Raw genomic sequence first — 17,132 nt, 5'->3', positions numbered from 1 at the left:
CCACATCGGGCGCCGGCACAACGGTGGTACGTGGACACGGAAGGACACACATGTCAGCAAGGCTGGACGGCAAGGTCGCTCTCGTCGCGGGAGCGACCCGGGGAGCGGGCCGGGGCATCGCGGTGGAACTCGGCGCGGCCGGCGCCACGGTCTACGTGACCGGCCGCAGCACCCGCAAGCAGCGCTCGGAGTACGACCGCCCCGAGACCATCGAGGACACCGCCGACCTCGTGACCGAGGCGGGCGGCCACGGCATCGCCGTCCCGACCGACCACCTGGTCCCTGCCCAGGTCCGCGCCCTGGTGGACCGCATCGCGTCCGAACAGGGGCGGCTCGACCTGCTCGTCAACGACATCTGGGGCGGCGAGAACCTCTTCGAGTGGGACGTCCCCGTATGGGAGCACGACCTCGACAACGGGCTGCGGCTGCTCCGGCTCGCGGTGGAGACCCACGCGATCACCAGCCACCACGCCCTTCCCCTCCTCCTGCGGAACGAGGGCGGTCTGGTGGTCGAGATGACCGACGGCACCGCGGAGTACAACCGCGACACCTACCGGAACTCGTTCTTCTACGACGTCGCCAAGGCCGCCGTCCTGCGGATGGCCTTCGCTCTGGGCCACGAGCTGGGATCACGCGGCGGTACGGCGGTGGCCCTGACGCCCGGGTGGATGCGGTCGGAGATCATGCTGGAGCAGTTCGGCGTGACCGAGGGATCATGGCGCGACGCACTGGAGCGGGTACCGCACTTCTGCATCTCCGAGACCCCGCGCTACGTCGGACGGGCCGTGACCGCCCTGGCCGCCGACCCCGGGGTGAGCCGGTGGAACGGGCAGTCCCTGTCGAGCGGCGGGCTCGCGGAGGTCTACGGCTTCACGGACGTCGACGGCAGCCGGCCGGACGCCTTCCGCTACCTCGTCGAGGTGCAGGACGCCGACAAGCCCGCCGACGCGAGCGGATACCGCTGAGCGGACTCCTGAGGCCACCCCTGAGGTCAGCCCTGAGGCCAGCCTTGAGGCCACCCCTGAGGTCAGCCCTGAGATGACCCCTCACCCCGTCCAGCGGTAGCGGCGCTCGGGGCGGCCCGTACCGCCGTAGCGCAGCGAGATCTCCGCGCGGCCCGTCGTGGCGAAGTACTCCAGGTAGCGGCGGGCGCTCACCCGGGAGAGGGCTCCCGCCGCCGCACACTCGGTGGCGGAGAGCCCCTCGGCGTTCTCCCGCAGGACGCGTTCCACCAGCTCCGCCGTGTGCGGGGCCAGCCCCTTCGGGAGACCGCGGCTGCCCGGCGGGCGGGCGCCGAAGATGTGGTCGACGTCCTCCTGGCGCGCCTCGCCCAGACCGGCCAGCCGGGTCCGCAGCGACGCCACGTGCTGAAGCTGCTCCTGGAGCGCCGTCCGGTGGAACGGCTTGATCAGATAGTGCAGCGCGCCCGCCCGCAGCGCGGCGCGGATCAGCTCCGCGTCCCGTGCCGCCGTGATGAACAGGGCGTCGACCGTGCCGGCCCGGCCGTCCCGCTCCTCCGCCGCCCGCAGCTCCCGCAGGACCGCGATCCCGTCCATGTCGGGCAGGTAGATGTCGAGCAGCACCAGGTCGGGCCGGAGCCGTTCGGCCGCGCGCAGCGCTTCGGCGCCGCTGTGCGCCACACCGACGACGGTAAAGCCGTCCATCGCGGACACATAGCGGCTGTGCAGCTTGGCGACCATGAAGTCGTCGTCCACCACCAGCACTTTCATCACGCGCACACGCTAAGCCGCGACCACAACGACCACAACGTCCGTTGATTCCGGAAGAGAGACAGCTTGTTAACGCGCAGGCAACATGTGGCCCACTTCACACCACCTTCCGAAGGGCGGCACACGTGCGATTGCGCACCCCTCTGGCCCTGCTCGGGTCGGCGCTGCTGGTGCTGGTGGGGCCGCCGCTGCTCACCTCCGGCAGTGGCACCGACACCGGCACGCAGATACCCGGCCTGCGTTTCATGGTCCCCAACACCCCCGGCGGCGGCTACGACATCACGGCCCGCACCATGGCGAAGAACGCCGAGGACGCCGAACTCACCCACAACATCGAGGTGTTCAACCTGCCCGGCGCGGGTGGCACCGTAGGGCTCACCCGGCTCGTCGGTGAGCACGGCAACGGCAAGCTCGCGATGTCCATGGGCCTCGGGGTCGTCGGCGCCGTCCACACCAACAAGTCGCCCAAGACCCTCGCCGACACCACTCCGATCGCCCGGATCACCGAGGAGTCGGACATCGTCGTCGTCGGCAAGGACTCCCCGTACCGGACCATGGACGACCTGGTCACGGCCTGGAAGGCCGACCCGGCCAAGGTCCCCGTCGGCGGCGGCTCCTCGCCCGGCGGGCCCGACCACCTCGCCCCGATGCTGATGGCGAAGGCCGCCGGTATCGCGCCGAAGACCGTCAACTACGTACCGTTCGACGGCGGCGGCGAACTCCTCGCCTCCATCCTCGGCAACAAGGTCGCCTTCGGTGTCTCCGGCGTCGGCGAGTACCTCGACCAGATCGAGTCCGGGGAGCTGCGGCTCCTCGCCGTCACCGGACCCGAGCGGCTGCCGGGCCTGGACGCGCCCACCCTGCGCGAGGCCGGTCTCGACACCGACTTCACCAACTGGCGCGGCATCGTCGCCCCGCCCGGCCTCTCCGGCGCCGAACGCGACAAGCTGCTGGCCTTCTTCGAGAAGCTGCACGACTCGCCCCAGTGGCGGGAGTCGCTCAAGAAGAACGGCTGGGCCGACGCCTTCCTCACCGGCGACGAGTTCGGTGACTTCCTCGCCAAGGAAGACCGGCGCGTCGACTCCGTTCTCAAGGAGCTGGGACTGTGACACCGCCCACCGACACCCCGAACACGCCGGACACCCCGAACACCCCTGAGGCCCCGGACACGCCGGACACTCCGAACACTTCTGACGCCCCGGGCACCTCTGGCGCCGTCGCGGCCACGGCGGGCCCCCGCGACGCCCGCTCCTGGCTCCGCGAGCACTCCGAGATCGGCGTGGGCCTGCTGCTGCTCGCCCTCGGCGTCCTCGTCCTCACCGACGCCCTCACCATGACCGTCGACCTCACCCAGCGCGGCCCCGTCGGCCCGAAGACCGTCCCCGTCGTCGTGGGCATCGGGCTGCTCGTCGTCGCCGTACTCCTCACCCTCGACGTGCTGCGCGGCGGCCGGGGCGAGGCCGAGGGCGGCGAGGACATCGACCTCGCCGAGCCCAGCGACTGGCGCACCGTCCTGCTGCTCGCCGGGGTCTTCCTCGCCAACGCCGTCCTCATCGGCCCGCTCGGCTTCCCCATCTCCGGGGCCCTGCTCTTCTGGGGCTCGGCGTACGCGCTGGGCAGCCGCCACTACGACCGCGACCCGCTGATCGCCGCGGGGCTCTCCCTCCTCACCTACTTCGTCTTCAACAACCTGCTCGGTGTCCCCCTCCCCGGTGGCCCGCTGATGGGGGTGCTGTAACCGATGGACTCCCTCAACTCCCTCATCGACGGCTTCGGTACGGCGCTCACGCCGATGAACCTGCTCTGGGCGGCGATCGGCGTGCTGCTCGGCACCGCGATCGGTGTCCTGCCCGGCATCGGCCCCGCCATGGCGGTCGCGCTGCTGCTCCCGGTGACGTACGGACTCGAACCGACCGGCGCTTTCATCATGTTCGCCGGCATCTACTACGGCGCCATGTTCGGCGGCTCCACCACCTCCATCCTGCTCAACACCCCGGGGGAGAGCGCCGCCGTCGTGGCGGCCATCGAGGGCAACCCGATGGCCAAGGCGGGCCGGGGCGCCCAGGCGCTCGCGGCGGCGGCCGGCGGGCACTTCGCCGGCGGCATGATCGGCACGATCCTGCTGGTCGTCCTCGCCCCGACCGTCGCCTCGCTCGCCGTGGACATCGGCGCCCCCGACTACTTCGCGATCATGGTGCTCGCCTTCATCGCCGTGACGTCCGTCCTCGGCTCGTCCCGGATCCGCGGCCTCGCCTCCCTCCTCATCGGCCTCACCCTCGGACTGGTCGGGCTCGACCAGATGACCGGCCAGCAGCGGCTCACCTTCGGCACGCTCCAACTCGCCGACGGCATCGACGTGGTGATCGTCGCGGTCGGCCTCTTCGCGATCGGCGAGGCCCTGTGGGTCGCCGCCCATCTGCGCCGCACCTCGGGCGAGGCGATCCCGGTCGGCCGCCCCTGGCTGGCCAAGAAGGACATCCGCCGCACCTGGCGGCCGTGGCTGCGCGGGCCGCTCATCGGCTTCCCGTTCGGGGCGATCCCGGCCGGCGGCGCGGAGATCCCCACCTTCCTCTCCTACGTCACCGAGAAGCGGCTCTCCAAGCACAAGGACGAGTTCGGAAAGGGCGCCATCGAGGGCGTGGCGGGCCCCGAGTCGGCCGCGTCCGCCTCGGCGGCCGGCACGCTGGTCTCGATGCTCACCCTCGGACTGCCCACGACGGCCGTCGCCGCGGTGATGCTCGCCGCCTTCCAGCAGTACGGCATCCAGCCGGGACCGCTGCTCTTCGAACGCGAACCCGACCTGGTCTGGGGGCTGATCGCCTCCCTCTTCGTCGGCATGGTGCTGCTGCTCGCGCTCAACCTGCCGCTCGCCCCGGTCTGGGCCAAGCTGCTGCGCATCCCGCGCCCGTACCTCTACGCGGGGATCCTCTTCTTCGCGGCGGTCGGCGCGTACGCGGTCGGCGGCGAGGCGCTCGACCTGGTCATCCTGCTGATCATCGGCCTGATCGGCTTCGGGATGCGGCGCTACGGCCTGCCCGTGCTGCCCGCCGTCATCGGCGTCATCCTGGGCCCGGCCGCCGAACAGCAGTTGCGGCGCGCGCTCCAGATCAGCGACGGGAGCGTGACCGGCCTGGTCAACACCCCGTTCTCGGTGACGGTGTACGCGGTGGTCGTGCTGCTCCTGGCCTGGCCGGGCATCCGCAAGCTCATCGAGCTGCGGCGCCGCCCGCGTACGGAGGCGTAGCGGCACCGGGGCGGAGAGCGGCGAGGGCGGGCCCGTTGTCAGTGGCGGCTGTCACCATCGGACCATGACCACGAACGACCGGCCCGCCGCCGCCCCCGCCCCGACCGCCCGCCACCGGGAGGTGGTCGACGTCCATCTCGTCCTGCGCAGAGGGGACGAGGTGCTGCTCGCCCGCCGGGCGGGGACGGGGTACGCCGACGGGCTGCTCAACTGCCCCTCCGGGCATGTGGAGTCCGGCGAGGACGTCCGTACGGCCATGATCCGGGAGGCGGCCGAGGAGATCGGGGTCGAACTGGCCCCCGGGGATCTGCGCGTCGCCCTGGTCATGCAGCATCGCGGGCCGGGCGGCGCACCGCGGATCGGATGGTTCTTCGAGGCGGCGTACGGCGCCGGTGGTGAGCCGTACAACCGGGAGCCGGACAAGTGCTCGGGCCTTTCCTGGCACCCCTTGTCCGGCCTCCCCGACGACCTGGTCGCCTACGGCCGCGCGGGTCTCGACGCCTACCGCGCGGGCGAGCGCTTCGTTCTGCACTGGCACGAGGACGACGACCCGATCGCCCACACCACGGGGACCGACCGCTCCGTCGTCCTGCCCGCGACGTACCGGGACGGGCCTCAGACCAGGTCGCGCACGTGACGTACCTCGGACGCGCAGATCTGGTAGTCGAGCCACCGGTTGACGGCCAGCATCGGGCCGTTGTCCGCGTCGTTCGCGGTGAACGCCTCCCGGTATCCCGCCGCGCGGGCGCGCAGGAGCGAGTCCGTCTTGGCGAGTTTCGCCAGCCCGCGGCCCCGGAACGCGCGGCGCGTGCCCGTCATGGCCGTCAGATAGCGGGTGGCGCCGTCGGTGTGGGCCGCCGTGAACGCGGCGACCTGGCCGTCCACCTCCACCACCGTCGTCAGCGCCCGGTCCAGACACGGGTGGTTCCAGGTGTGGTTCAGCCAGTCCTGGTAGTCGTCCAGGCCGGTGCTGATGTCGCCCGGCTCGTCGGACGTCACCTCCGCGTCCGCCTCGAAGAGCGGGCGCGGATCGGCCGCGTACTCCGCCGCCGTACGCAGCACCGCCCCGGCGGGGAGCTCCGCCGGCGGCTCGGGCAGGACACCGTCGGCCAGGTCGAGGCGCTGGAAGTGCGCCGGGCGCGTCGGCCGGTAGCCGTGGCGCTCGGCGAAGGCGAGGCTGGACGGCTCGTCCAGGGCCCAGGAGTAGACGCTCGTCGCGCCGTGCGCCGCGAGATGCTCCTCGGCGGTACGGAGGATCAGCGACCCCGCGCCGCGCCCCCGGCGCCCGGGGTGGACCTGCGGGGTGACGGAGGACTGGCCCGGCTCCTCGCTGTCGTACGCGATCCCCACATGCGCCGTTCCGATCATCTCACCGTCCTCCTCGGCCACCAGGAGGCGGTACTTCTTGGCCGGATTGGCGGTCGCCACCTCGAAGAGGACGGCCTCCTCGGTCACGATGAGGAACGGAACGCAGGCACGGCGCAGCTCGACGACGGCAGGGGCGTCCTCGGTGCGGAAATCACGGACAGTCACAGTCATGGGGAGCGACCCTACGTGCGCGCGCCACCGGTCCGCCTCTCCTTTTCCCCGTCGCGTTCCGGCCAGCTCTGCCGCGTGTCACTCGGCGCCCGCGGCTCGTGGGGGAGAATCACTCCGTGACGTTGAAGATCGTGATCGACCCGGCCTCCGTGACCGCTCCGTACGAGCAACTGCGTACCCAGATCTCCGCGAAGGCCCGCTCAGGGCTGCTGCCGGTCGGGTACAAGCTCCCCACCGTACGGGGGCTCGCCGAGGAGCTGGGACTGGCCGCCAATACCGTCGCCAAGGCATACCGCGCGCTGGAGACGGACGGGGTCATCGAGACCCGCGGCAGGAACGGTACGTTCGTCGCCGCGGCCGGGGAGGCCGCCGACCGCGAGGCCGCCTCCGCCGCCCGCGCGTACGCGGAGCGTGCCCGGCGCCTCGGGCTCGGCAGGGCCGCCGCACTCGCCGCGGCCGAGGAAGCCGTACGGGCCGTTTACGCCAAGTGACCGCGCCCGGGACGCGATCGGCCCCCGGGACCCGAAGGACGACCGGGACCCGAAGAGCTACCGGGACCCGAAGGATGACCGGGACCTGAAGGACGACCGGCCCCCGCCCCGGCTCACAGGTACAGGCCCGCCTCAGCGCCCGCGTGCTGCGCCGGGACCGACGCGGGACCCGTCCCCCGGCGCAGCGCGTACAGCTCCGCCAGGGTCGCGCCCTCCCTGCCCACCGCCGCCTCGCCCTCGCCGTCCTCCCGGCCCAGCCAGGAGACCGCCTCCGCGCGGGTCAGCGAGCCGACCTCGATCCTGGCCAGGCAGCGGCCGGGACGGACCACCGCCGGGTGCAACCGCTCCAGATCCTCGTTGGTCGTCACCCCCACCAGCACGTTCCTGCCCTGCCCGAGCAGTCCGTCCGTCAGATTGAGCAGCCGTGACAGCGCCTGGCCCGCCGTGTGCTTGGCCTCGCGCGGATCAGCTCGTCGCAGTCCTCCAGAAGCAGCAGCCGCCACCGGCCCTTGGCCGAGCCGTCGTCCTCGCCGATCGCGATGTCCATCAGATAGCCGACGTCGTTGAAGAGCCGCTCCGGGTCCAGCACGCAGTCGACCTGGCACCAGTCGCGCCACGAACGGGCCAGCGTCCGCAGCGCGGAGGTCTTCCCGGTGCCCGGCGGGCCGTGCAACAGCAGCAGCCGGCCCGCGATGTCGTCCGGCGTCACCTTCATCAGCCGGTCCATCGCCTCGGCCACCGGCGCGGTGTAGTTGGGCCTGACCTCGTCCCACGTACCGGCGGAGATCTGCCGCGTCGTACGGTGCGGTCCGCGCCGCGGCGAGACGTACCAGAACCCCATCGTCACGTTCTCGGGCTGCGGCTCCGGATCGTCCCGCGCGCCGTCCGTGGTCTGCTGGTGGATCTTCTCCGCCAGTTCGGTGGAGACGGCCGTCACCGTCACATCGGCGCCCCGGTTCCAGCGGGACACCAGCAGCGTCCAGCCGTCGCCCTCGGCGAGGGTCGCGCTCCGGTCGTCGTCGCGGGCGCGGCGCAGCACGGTGGCGCCGGGCGGCAGCAGACCGGCGCCCGGCTTGACGCGGTCGATGGTGGAGCTGTGGGAGTACGGCTGCTCGCCCGTCGCGAAGCGGCCGAGGAACAGCGCGTCGACCACATCCGAGGGCGAATCGCTGTCGTCGACGGTGAGCCGGATCGGCAGGGCGTCCTGAGGCTTGGCAGACATGTCGCCCATGATCCGGCACGGGGACGGCCGATGCACGGTGTTTTGCCCGGTGGCGGCCGGGCGCGTCGCTACCGTCCGCCGGGCACCGCCCCGCGTGTCACGGCCGCGGCCCGGCGGGCGCGCCGCACCAGCGCGTATCCCTTGGTCAGCGCCCGGTCCCCGGCGAAGGCGCGGACCAGCCCCCGGCCCTCGACCAGCCGGCCGAACTCCTCGATCCCGGTGGTGCGCCGTACGGTCACCCGCCGCAGCGCGTACGGGCCCTGGCCCCGGCGCGCCGCCGCGTTGCCCACGGCCAGCGCCTGGCTGAACCCGGCCACGCGGACGGCGTGGCGCACCCGCCGGCTGGAGTAGCCGTACGGGTAGGCGAAGGAGACGGGCTCCGTGCCCAGCTCCCCGGCCAGGATCTCCCGGCAGCGCCCGGTCTCGAAGCGCAGCCGGCCGTCGTCGAGCTGGTCGAGCTGCGGATGGGTGTGGCTGTGGCCGCCGATCTCCGTTCCCGCGGCGGCCAGTTCCCGTACCTGGTCCCAGTCGAGCATGGTGTCCAGGGCGCCGCCCTCGTCGTACGCGCCGCGCAGCCACGCCGTCGAGACGAAGAGCGTCGCCGCGAAGGAGCGCTCCGCGAGCACGGGGAGCGCGTGCCGGTGCACGCCCGCGTAGCCGTCGTCGAACGTGATCAGCACCGGGCGCTGCGGCAGCGGCTTCCCGGTGCGCCAGGCGTCGGCGAGCCGCGCCGTGGTGACCGGGGTGAAGCCACGCGCGCCGAGCAGCGCCATCTGCGCCGCGAACGCCCCGGGCGAGACGGAGAGCGCGCGGGTGGCGGGCGCGGGCCGGTGTGCGACGGCGTGGTACATCAGGATCGGTACGGCGCCCGCGTCGCCGCCCGCCCCCGCCCCCGTGCCCGGCGCGGCCGAGGGGCCGGAGGGGCCCGGCGCGCGCCGCGCCGGCCCCCTCCCTCCCGTCGTCATACGGCCGCCTCCCACCGGCCGCGCGGCTCCTCCCGCGCGTCGGGCCCGCTCCGCTCGATCGGGCCCGACGAGAACGCCACGCCCCCGCCGCGGGTACGGAAACGGCCCACCAGATAGCCCGCCGCCGTCAGGGCCGTCCCGGCCACGATCGCCCCGGCGCGGCCCAGACCGCCGGACTGCCCCCGTACCGCGTCGCGCAGACCGCGCGCGACGCCCGCCGGAAGCACACGGGTGGTGTAGCGGCGCTCGGACGCGAGCCCCTTGTCCGCCCCCACGCTCCTGGCGACCAGCGCCTTGGACAGCCCTTCGGCGTAGGTCCGCGTACGGAAGTAGCCGAACCGCTCGCGGGCCGCCGGGACCCGGTGGTGGATGACCGCGCGGTCGTCGATCAGCAGCACCGCGTCCGGTACCGCCTCGGTGAGCCGGATGCACAGCTCCGTCTCCTCGCAGCCGAGCGGACGCTTGTCGCCGTCGCGCCCGATGCCCGTCGCGAACCCCCCTGCCGTGTCGAACGCGGTACGCCGGAACGAGGCGTTGCCGCCGAGGACGTTGCGTACCCGCACCAGACCCTCCGGCAGCCCCCGGTACGTACAGCCGACGACCCAGTCGAACTCCTCGGGGAACCAGGCGGGTCTGCGTCCCGAGGCCCAGGCGGGCACCGTCCGCCCGCCCACCGCCAGGATCCGCGGATCGTCCCCGTACGCCTCGTCGAAGCGGCGCAGCCAGTCGCGCTCGGCCACCGCGTCGTCGTCGAGGAACGCCACGAACGCGCCGCGGGCCACCGCGATCCCGGTGTTACGGCCCGCGGAGAGGCCGCGCGGGCCCGCGTTGGCGAGCACCCGCACCTCGCCGCGCGCGGCCCGCTCCGCGTACCGTGCGGCGAGCCGCGCCAGCAGGGCCGGGTTGTGGTCGACCACGAGCAGTGTCTCCAGGGCGGGCAGGGACTGCCCGGCCACCGAGTCGACCGCCGCGAGGATGTCCGTCCAGCGGTCCTCGGTGTAGACGCAGATGACGACCGTGAACGGCCGGTGACGTGCGGGCGCTTCCCCCGGGCGCGCCGGACGTCCGGTCACGACGTCTTCCCGCGCGGCGCCGCCGGGACGCTGATCCGCAGGGCGACCGGCCGGCGGCGGGTCGAGCGGGGCACGCCCCGCTCACGGAGGATGACCTTCAGGACGCGCAGGCCGTCCCGTACGGCTCTCAGATTGCTGACCCCGTGGATCCGGTCGTACTCGTGGCTCGGGATCTCCTGCACCTTCAGCCCGGCCTTGACGACCCGGATGTTCATCAGGGTCTCGACCTCGAAGCCGGTGCAGTCGAGCGTGATCTCGTCCAGGCAGTGGCGCCAGAAGGCGTTGTAGCCGTAGCAGAGATCGGTGTAGCGGGCGCCGAACTTGGCGTTGACGACGGCGCAGAGCACCCGGTTGCCGAGTTTGCGGATCGCCGTCATGTCGTCCGTACCGCCGCCGTTGGCGAACCGCGAGCCCTTGGCGAAGTCGGCGCCGGAGACCAGCGCCGACACGTACGAGACGATCTCCTGGCCGTCGGCCGAGCCGTCCGCGTCGACCATCACGATGATGTCGCCGGTGCACGCGGCGAACCCGCTGATCAGGGCGTCCCCCTTGCCCTTGCCGCGCTGCGCGACGACCTTGACGTCCGGCCGTAACGCGCGGGCGACCTCGATCGTGCCGTCGGTGGAGTCACCGTCCACCAGGACGACTTCGTGGATCCACTCGGGCAGGGTCCTGAAGACGTACGGAAGGTTCTGTGCCTCGTTCATCGCTGGTATCACCACACTCACCGGCGGAGTGATCGCGAGATGCGAGGAGATCGCCCGGTACGGCAGTAGCCCCGGGCCCTGACGGCCGCTCTCCTGATGGCCGGTCGCCTGATGGTCGATGTGGCTCTGTGCCGGAAGGTCCAACGGATCGTCGCCCGGTATCGCCGGGCGCAGAAAAGCGCTCACGGGTCTCATTTCCCTCTCGTCCGGTGGACCGCCCACCCCCGGGCGGTCCCGCAGTGTTTCCGGTTCGAAAGGGGGGTTCTCACCCCGCCATGACGGCATGGCACATGGAACTCCGTACCGGCCGGGTGAGCTGTGGAACTGGTCGCGCGGCACGCGACTCGGCAGCGCGGAACGCGGTCACCGAGCGCGGCACCCCCCTACCGCGCCCCGCCCCGGGAGCCATCGCGACGCTTGCTTGAGCCCTCCCCTGGAGCCGCTTGCGTGATGGACCGATGCGGGTGGATGTACGACGGTATTGATGATTGGGACTGTATGGCAAGAGGTGGAACCTCGGCACGGGTTTTCCCTTCTTTGGCCGTACTTTGTCGGTCGAATCCGGAACCTCCCCGATCAGTTCTGCTCAATCCCGCGTGATTCGAGCGCTCATATCGATCCACGGGAATCCCTCACCGAACGTTCTTGGCATGAACACTTCCGGTGAACTGTCGTCACTGGTACGACAGTTGTGGCAGAAATCCTGCTAAGGAGAGGTTCTATGAAGAAACTGGCCCGAATCACGGCATTCTCGTCCTCGCTCCTCCTTGGTGCGGTCCTCGCCCTCACCGGGGCATCGGCGGTCTCGGCCGCCGAATCGGCCGCCGCCGTCGACTACGTGGCGCTCGGCGACTCGTACTCCTCCGGGGTCGGCTCCGGCGGATACGACAGCGCCAGTGGCGCCTGCAAGCGCACGCCCAGGGCCTATCCCGCGCTCTGGGCGGCGGCGCACTCGCCCACCACGTTCGCGTTCACCGCGTGCGCGGGCGCTCGTACGGGTGATGTGACCGCCGGTCAGCTCGGGCCGCTCAGCTCCGCCACCGACCTCGTCTCCATCTCCATCGGCGGCAACGACGCGGGATTCTCCGATGTCATGACGGTCTGCGTCCTCCAGTCGGAGAGCGCCTGCCTCAACCGGATCGCGCAGGCCCGCGCGTTCGTCGACGCCACGCTGCCCGGCAGCCTCGACACGGTGTACACGGCGATCAGATCCAAGGCGCCCTCGGCCAGGGTCGTCGTCCTCGGGTACCCCCGCTTCTACCAACTCAAGGGGACATGCGTCGGAGGGCTGAGCGAGGCGAAGCGCACCGCGATCAACAGCGCCTCCGACTACCTCAACGACGCCACCGCCAAGCGCGCCGCCGACCACGGCTTCACCTTCGCCGGTGTCTCCGGAGCCTTCACCGGTCACGAGATCTGCTCCAGCGCCTCCTGGCTGCACAGCCTGAACGTGCTGGACATCGGCGAGTCGTACCACCCCACGGCCGCCGGCCAGACCAATGGTTACCTGCCGGTCTTCACCTCGGCCGCATAGGTTCTTCACGCACGGGCGAACTGTCCAACTCGCCCTGAATTCACACAGATCGAGCTGTGTACATTCCTCCCCGTACGAGTGTGGTTCCGCCCGAAGGCGGGATACACGGGTGTCCTGAAGGGGCGATAGGGTTAACCTGCCCGGACCGGGTGCCCTCGTACGGGTGGGGAGTGAAATGGAACAGATAACGATGCACAGCAGGGCGCGAATCCCTGCGATCACCTGCGGGAGCAGCGCGACCAGTTCGCGCCTCGACCGCCATCTCTCGGTGCTCGGCGGTCCCGCCGTACCGCAGCGGGAGACGGTCGAGGCGACGTTGCTGATGCGCGAGCTGACCGCACGGGACAGGACGAACACGCACAGGAGCAGGGGTGCGCGGGTCTCGCTCTTCGCGCCGCTCCGGCGGCTGCGTCGCACGCTCTTCGGCAGCCGCCGCTGACGGTTCAGGCTCCTCGCGGCACCACCGCGCTCGGACCACCCACACCCGTTCGGTGGGCCGGTCGAGTGCAGGCCGCCGCCTTCGCGTCTCCTTCCCCGTCCCCTCCGCGGCGGCCCGGCCGGTGAGTCCACTCCCCGACACCGGCCCAGGCCGGCCGCGGTCCCGTCACCACCGCCGGACCGGGCCGGCCGGCCGCCCGTACCGCCTCACTCCCCGCCTCTGGCGTAGCGCCGGACGGCCAGCGGTACGAACAGGCAGAGCAGCGCCAGCGACCACAGCAGCGATCCGGCCACCGGATGCGCGGTCGGCCAGGCGGCGTCCGCCGCCGGCGCCCCGTTCCCGCACAGATCCCTGACCGCCGCGGCGATGGCGCTGATCGGGTTCCACTCCGCGACCGTACGCAGCCAGCCGGGCAGCCCCTCCGACGGGATGTACGCGTTCGACAGCAGCGGCAGGACGAATGTCGCGGCGCCGAGCTGCCCCGCGACCTCCTCGTTGCGGACGAGCAGTCCGAGATAGGTGCCGATCCACGCGGCGGCGAACCGGAAGAGCAGCAGCAGCCCCACCGCGCCGAGCGCGCCGGCCACACCGCTCTCGATCCGCCAGCCCACCGCGAGCCCCACGAGCAGCAGCGGCACGATCCCCACGAGGGTGGTGAGCAGATCGGCCAGGGTCTGTCCCAGCGGTACGGCGACCCGGCTCATCGGCAGCGACAGGAACCGGTCCGTGACGCCGCGCTGCGCGTCGTACGACGCCTGGAACATGCCCGTCATCAGGCCGCCGGCGGCCGTCGCGGCGAGCAGCCCGGGGACGAGGTAGGCGCGGTACTGCTCGCCCGGCATGGCGAGCGCGCTGCCGAAGACATAGCCGAAGAACAGCAGCATGTTGATCGGCATGGACTGGGTGAGGATCACCACGCCCGGCGCGTGTCTGATCCGCTGGAGGTGGCGGCCCAGGACGGCGCCGCTGTCGTACGCGAGTGTGCTCATGCTGCCTGCTCCTCGGTGAGAGAACGGACGGTTCGGTCGGTGTGGCCGGAGTGGCCCGTGCGGTCGGACGGCCCCGTGCGGTCGGTCAGGCGGAGGAAGACCTCGTCCAGCGTCGGCGGCCGCAGGCTCACGTCGACCACCGGCACACCCGCCGCGTCCAGCTCCCGGACGAGCCGGGGCAGGGTCAGCGTGGGGTCCGTGGTCACGGCGCCGACCGCGCGGCGCTCCCGGTCGAACACCGGCTCGGCGCCGGTGAGCTGGTCGAGCACGCCCGCCGCCGCGAGGAGCGCCGTCTCCGCCGCGTCGCCCGTCACCACCTCGGAGAGGACGGCCTCCGCGTACGAGCCGATCCGCGCCTTGAGTTCGGCGGGGGTGCCGCTGTGGGCGGCCCTGCCCCGGTCGATCAGCACGATGTCGTCGGCGAGCCGGTCGGCCTCCTCCAGGTACTGCGTGGTCAGCAGGACGGTGGTGCCCTCGGCCGCGAGCGCGCGCACGGCGGCCCAGATCTGGCCCCGGCTGTGCGGGTCGAGCCCGGTGGTCGGCTCGTCCAGGAAGAGCACCCGGGGGCGGGTCAGCAGGCTGACGGCCAGGTCGAGGCGGCGCCGCATCCCGCCCGAGTAGGTCCGTGCGACCCGGTCGGCGGCGTCCGTCAGCTCGAAGCGCTCCAGCAGCTCGTCGGCGCGCGCCCGGCCCGCCTGGCCCCTGACGCCGAGCAGCCGGGCGAAGAGCCGGAGGTTCTCCCGGCCCGTCAGCTCGCCGTCGACGGCGGCGTACTGGCCGGTGACCCCGATCGCCCTCCGTACCGCGCCCGGATCGCGCACGATGTCGTGTCCCGCCACCCGGGCGCTGCCGGCGTCCGGCGCGCTGAGGGTGGTCAGTATCCGCACGGCGGTGGTCTTGCCCGCGCCGTTCGGCCCGAGCACCCCGCAGACGGTGCCCTCGGCCACGGCCAGGTCCAGCCCGCGCAGGGCGGTCACGCCACCGGCGCCGCCGAAGCGCTTCTCGAGACCTTCACTAAGTACAGCGTACGTAGTTGTCATGGGGTCACCGTAGCGCACTACGTACGTTGTACGTAACTAGGATGGTGGGCGAGGTGATGATCCATGGCGGGGCGACCTGCTGAACCCGGAGTGATCTGGTCCCGCCCCGAGCGGGCCGGGCGCGGACCGAAGGCGGCCTACAGCCGCTCCGACATCGCGTCCGCCGCCGTGCGGATCGCGGACGCGGGCGGCATCGGCGCCGTGACCATGCGGCATGTGGCGGGCGAACTGGGCTGCGGCACGATGTCGCTGTACAACTACATCCCGCGCAAGGAGGACCTGTACGAGCTGATGGTCGACGCGGTCGCGGGCGCCTACCCGCTGCCCGAGGCGCCGTCCGGCGACTGGCGCGCCGACCTGACACATCTCGCGTACCGCGCGCGCAGGATGATGCGGGAGCACCCCTGGATGGCCGGGCTGATGTCGAGCGCCTACGGATTCAGCCCGAACGTGATCAGCTTCCTCGAATACAGCCTGCACTGCCTGGACGCGCTCGACGTCACCTACGGCGAGAAGATGGAACTGGTCGCGATGGTCAACGGGGTGGTGACCACGTACGTGGCCAACGAGCTGCACACCGCGGAACGTGTGCGGGCGCTGCCCTGGTCCGCGGAGCGCGAACACGAGGTCCGGATCGCGTACATGGTGAGCGAGCTGTCCACGGGCCGGTACCCGCGGCTGTCGGCGGCGCTCGCGGAGGACTCGGGCCCCATCGACCTGGACGCGGTCTTCGACCGGGCGCTGAGCCGGGTGCTCGACTCGTTCGTACCGCTGACGGAGCGCAGCGGGCGGCTGTCCTAGGGGTGTCGGAGTCCCGGGGTCCCGGGGCCCTGACGTCTAAACGAGGGCGAACTGCCCCTCCGGGCCCTCCTCGTGGTGGTCGAGCACCGATGCCGGGCGGCGGGCCGCCGCCCGGACCGGCAGGACGCCGGCCGTACGCAGCTCGGCCCGCCCGATCGCCGTGGCGCCGGCGCCACCGCGGACCTCGGCGAGCAGCCTCCGCCGGAGCGGCCGGAGTTCCGCGAGCAGCGCCAGGACCGTGATCAGCTCCAGCAGCTCCGAGGTCCACTCCCGGGGCCAGCCGACCGGCCGGATCGCCTCCAGCGTGCCCGGCCCCGGCGGGTCCGCGACGCGGGCGCGGCGCTCGAACCACAGCTCCAGCATCCGTACCCCGCCGACCGTGAAGTCCCAGGCCCCGGCCGGTACGGGCGAGATGCGGCCCGTGCCGACGCACAGCGCCTCGTCCGCCGCGTCGTACGTCAGGGACGCGGGCCGGTCCGGCACGGCGGCGCGTACGTACGGGCGGCGCCCGCCGGGCAGCCGGGGGCGCTCGCCGCCGCGCGCCCCGCGGAGCTGGATCCCAGTCATCCGCCGCCCCAGCTCCACCCCCGAGGCCCAGACGCCGGGATCGGCCGTGAGCGGCACCACGGCCCCGGCGGGCGAGGGGACGCAGGCGGCCACCGCCCACGCCAGCACCTCCTCCGCGCCGACCTCCTGGCCGAGACGCGCGCCCAGCGCCTCCGTCAGCCCGGGGGCCAGGTTGGGCTCCCCGCCGCCGGGGCGCCGGTAGAGCGGCCGGATCCGGCCCGGCCGGCCCGCGGGGGAGTGGCCGTCCGGGAGCACGGCGCTGACCAGCAGCGCGGGCCCCGTCTCGTCCTGGGGAACGTACCCCTGCTCCACGGCGAAGAGCTGCCGGGCGTCGGCGACGCGCCACAGCTCGGGGCGCGCCGCGTCGATCAGCCGGTGGTCGGGAATCAGCCACTGCTCGTCGAACGGCCCGTGCGCCACCCGCAGCGGCCGCGGACAGCGCCCCGCCTCCCGGGCGAACCGCCCGGTGCCCGTGGCCTGCCCCGGCAGCGCGGCGACCGCGCTCCGCGGGGTACGGGCCCGGGTCACCCCGAACAGCGCGTCGCGCTCGGCGCCCTCGGCCCGGACGAGCCGGTCCCAGCGGGCCGTCAGCGAACCGGCGTCCGGTGCCAGCACCCAGGGACGGCCGAGCCGCAGCGGCGGCGTCGACCACGGCATCAGCTCACCGAGCAGCGGGGCATCCCCGAACGCCGCGTCGGCCCGCGTCGCCGCCATCCCGGACACCCTCCCCGTCGCCCTCGCTCCGTGCGCCGTCGGCGAAAGCCTAACGGCCCGGGAGCGGTGACCGCCGC

16 protein-coding genes and 2 pseudogenes are annotated in these 17,132 nt (G+C 72.6%); 9 read left to right on the top strand and 9 right to left on the bottom strand.

All coding sequences use genetic code 11. The annotated features are described in order from the left end of the window. Window positions 1-50: 50 nt before the first annotated feature. Window positions 51-965, top strand: coding sequence for an SDR family oxidoreductase (locus tag ACIO3P_RS30510; RefSeq protein WP_401792803.1), 915 nt, complete (start codon window positions 51-53; stop codon window positions 963-965). An 81-nt stretch (window positions 966-1,046) separates the two neighbouring features. Here ACIO3P_RS30510 and ACIO3P_RS30505 read toward each other — a convergent pair whose 3' ends face one another. Continuing rightward, a complete protein-coding gene (locus ACIO3P_RS30505) occupies window positions 1,047-1,730 on the bottom strand; it encodes a response regulator (RefSeq protein ID WP_329824669.1) in 684 nt (227 codons plus the stop codon). A gap of 125 nt (window positions 1,731-1,855) precedes the next feature. Here ACIO3P_RS30505 and ACIO3P_RS30500 point away from each other — a divergent pair, with 125 nt between their 5' ends. The 4 genes and pseudogenes from ACIO3P_RS30500 to ACIO3P_RS30485 all read left to right on the top strand — a co-directional run. After that, on the top strand, window positions 1,856-2,839 hold the full coding sequence (locus ACIO3P_RS30500) for a tripartite tricarboxylate transporter substrate-binding protein (RefSeq protein WP_329824576.1): 984 nt from the start codon (window positions 1,856-1,858) through the stop codon (window positions 2,837-2,839). Further along, complete coding sequence (locus ACIO3P_RS30495; protein WP_401854159.1) at window positions 2,836-3,468, top strand: tripartite tricarboxylate transporter TctB family protein; 633 nt, start codon at window positions 2,836-2,838, stop codon at window positions 3,466-3,468. The genes ACIO3P_RS30500 and ACIO3P_RS30495 overlap by 4 nt, the downstream gene beginning before the upstream one ends. Window positions 3,469-3,471: 3 nt before the next feature. Next, a complete protein-coding gene (locus ACIO3P_RS30490) occupies window positions 3,472-4,974 on the top strand; it encodes a tripartite tricarboxylate transporter permease (RefSeq protein ID WP_329824574.1) in 1,503 nt (500 codons plus the stop codon). 88 nt (window positions 4,975-5,062) lie between these two features. Further along, window positions 5,063-5,611 (top strand): annotated as a pseudogene (locus ACIO3P_RS30485) (NUDIX domain-containing protein); the annotation flags it as partial. Here the strand turns inward: ACIO3P_RS30485 and ACIO3P_RS30480 are convergent. Further along, entirely contained in the window at window positions 5,590-6,513 is a 924-nt protein-coding gene (locus ACIO3P_RS30480; RefSeq protein WP_329824573.1) for a GNAT family N-acetyltransferase, read from the bottom strand. The pseudogene ACIO3P_RS30485 and the gene ACIO3P_RS30480 sit on opposite strands and share 22 nt — an antisense overlap. 116 nt (window positions 6,514-6,629) lie before the next feature. Here ACIO3P_RS30480 and ACIO3P_RS30475 point away from each other — a divergent pair, with 116 nt between their 5' ends. After that, complete coding sequence (locus ACIO3P_RS30475) at window positions 6,630-7,004, top strand: GntR family transcriptional regulator (protein WP_329824572.1); 375 nt, start codon at window positions 6,630-6,632, stop codon at window positions 7,002-7,004. A gap of 113 nt (window positions 7,005-7,117) precedes the next feature. On the opposite strand, the pseudogene ACIO3P_RS30470 reads toward ACIO3P_RS30475, so the two are convergent. The 4 genes and pseudogenes from ACIO3P_RS30470 to ACIO3P_RS30455 form a co-directional block, all read right to left on the bottom strand. Beyond that, a pseudogene (locus ACIO3P_RS30470) lies at window positions 7,118-8,226 on the bottom strand (DUF5925 domain-containing protein). A gap of 68 nt (window positions 8,227-8,294) precedes the next feature. After that, complete coding sequence (locus tag ACIO3P_RS30465) at window positions 8,295-9,077, bottom strand: polysaccharide deacetylase family protein (protein ID WP_329824668.1); 783 nt, start codon at window positions 9,075-9,077, stop codon at window positions 8,295-8,297. A gap of 110 nt (window positions 9,078-9,187) precedes the next feature. Then, window positions 9,188-10,264, bottom strand: a complete 1,077-nt coding sequence (locus ACIO3P_RS30460; protein WP_401854161.1) for a glycosyltransferase family 2 protein — start codon at window positions 10,262-10,264, stop codon at window positions 9,188-9,190. Next, window positions 10,261-11,157, bottom strand: a complete 897-nt coding sequence (locus tag ACIO3P_RS30455; RefSeq protein ID WP_401978237.1) for a glycosyltransferase family 2 protein — start codon at window positions 11,155-11,157, stop codon at window positions 10,261-10,263. Before ACIO3P_RS30455 ends, ACIO3P_RS30460 begins: the two co-directional genes overlap by 4 nt. A 535-nt stretch (window positions 11,158-11,692) precedes the next feature. Here ACIO3P_RS30455 and ACIO3P_RS30450 point away from each other — a divergent pair. Both ACIO3P_RS30450 and ACIO3P_RS30445 read left to right on the top strand, forming a co-directional pair. Further along, window positions 11,693-12,505, top strand: a complete 813-nt coding sequence (locus tag ACIO3P_RS30450) for an SGNH/GDSL hydrolase family protein (RefSeq protein ID WP_401854163.1) — start codon at window positions 11,693-11,695, stop codon at window positions 12,503-12,505. A 175-nt stretch (window positions 12,506-12,680) separates the two neighbouring features. Then, the gene (locus ACIO3P_RS30445; RefSeq protein WP_329824567.1) at window positions 12,681-12,944 is read left to right on the top strand and encodes a hypothetical protein; all 264 of its coding nucleotides are present in this window, start codon (window positions 12,681-12,683) and stop codon (window positions 12,942-12,944) included. 206 nt (window positions 12,945-13,150) lie between these two features. Here the strand turns inward: ACIO3P_RS30445 and ACIO3P_RS30440 are convergent, their stop codons facing one another. Then, window positions 13,151-13,933, bottom strand: a complete 783-nt coding sequence (locus ACIO3P_RS30440; protein WP_401792818.1) for an ABC transporter permease — start codon at window positions 13,931-13,933, stop codon at window positions 13,151-13,153. Beyond that, the gene (locus ACIO3P_RS30435) at window positions 13,930-14,973 is read right to left on the bottom strand and encodes an ATP-binding cassette domain-containing protein (RefSeq protein ID WP_401792821.1); all 1,044 of its coding nucleotides are present in this window, start codon (window positions 14,971-14,973) and stop codon (window positions 13,930-13,932) included. Before ACIO3P_RS30435 ends, ACIO3P_RS30440 begins: the two co-directional genes overlap by 4 nt. Before the next feature lie 63 nt (window positions 14,974-15,036). Between ACIO3P_RS30435 and ACIO3P_RS30430 the strand changes: the two genes are divergently transcribed. Beyond that, the gene (locus ACIO3P_RS30430) at window positions 15,037-15,774 is read left to right on the top strand and encodes a TetR/AcrR family transcriptional regulator (protein ID WP_329824564.1); all 738 of its coding nucleotides are present in this window, start codon (window positions 15,037-15,039) and stop codon (window positions 15,772-15,774) included. 36 nt (window positions 15,775-15,810) lie between these two features. On the opposite strand, the gene ACIO3P_RS30425 is transcribed toward ACIO3P_RS30430, so the two are convergent. Then, complete coding sequence (locus tag ACIO3P_RS30425; protein WP_401792824.1) at window positions 15,811-17,055, bottom strand: type ISP restriction/modification enzyme; 1,245 nt, start codon at window positions 17,053-17,055, stop codon at window positions 15,811-15,813. Window positions 17,056-17,132 lie beyond the last annotated feature (77 nt).

Origin of the sequence: Streptomyces sp. NPDC087310 (assembly GCF_044744405.1) — a bacterium.
Taxonomy (GTDB): domain Bacteria; phylum Actinomycetota; class Actinomycetes; order Streptomycetales; family Streptomycetaceae; genus Streptomyces.
The sequence above is the reverse complement of the archived record's forward strand: the minus strand, read 5'-3'. Positions and strand labels throughout refer to the sequence as shown.